Origin of the sequence: Saccharothrix sp. ST-888 (genome assembly GCF_000955975.1) — a bacterium.
Classification (GTDB): domain Bacteria; phylum Actinomycetota; class Actinomycetes; order Streptomycetales; family Streptomycetaceae; genus Kitasatospora.
This window is the reverse complement of record NZ_JYJF01000443.1, coordinates 1-381: the sequence shown is the minus strand read 5'-3', so window position 1 is coordinate 381 and position 381 is coordinate 1. Positions and strand designations below refer to the sequence as shown.

Genomic DNA, 381 nt, shown 5'->3' with positions numbered 1-381 from the left:
CTCGTCGACGGGGACGGACGGATCGCCTGGCGGTCCGAAACCACCCTGCGGGGTGCCGCGCCCGACGGTCGGGCCCGGGCAGTGGACTGGCCGCTGCGCTTCCGCGGGCGGTACCACGACGGCGAGGCAGGGCTGCACTAACACGGCGTCCGTTACTACGACCGGCAGGCAGACCGACACTTCAGACCGGCACGGCCCTTCGCAATCGAGTGTGCCCACGCCGCCGCCTGCGCGCGGCGCTGGCTCACGTAGAAGCCGCCGTTGCCGAAGTACATCCTGCGTGGCTTGAACTGCGGGTCGATCCACGTGCCGACGATGTTGTCCGGCCCCGACTTGGTGGTCCCGTGGTAGAGGTCAAGGATCTTGGGGTCGAGACCGAGC

General features: G+C 69.6%; 1 protein-coding gene. It reads right to left on the bottom strand.

Translation table 11 applies throughout. The annotated features are described in order from the left end of the window. Positions 1-155: 155 nt before the first annotated feature. On the bottom strand, positions 156-381 hold a 226-nt coding region (locus tag UK12_RS42030), incomplete at its 5' end, for a hypothetical protein (protein WP_045306973.1).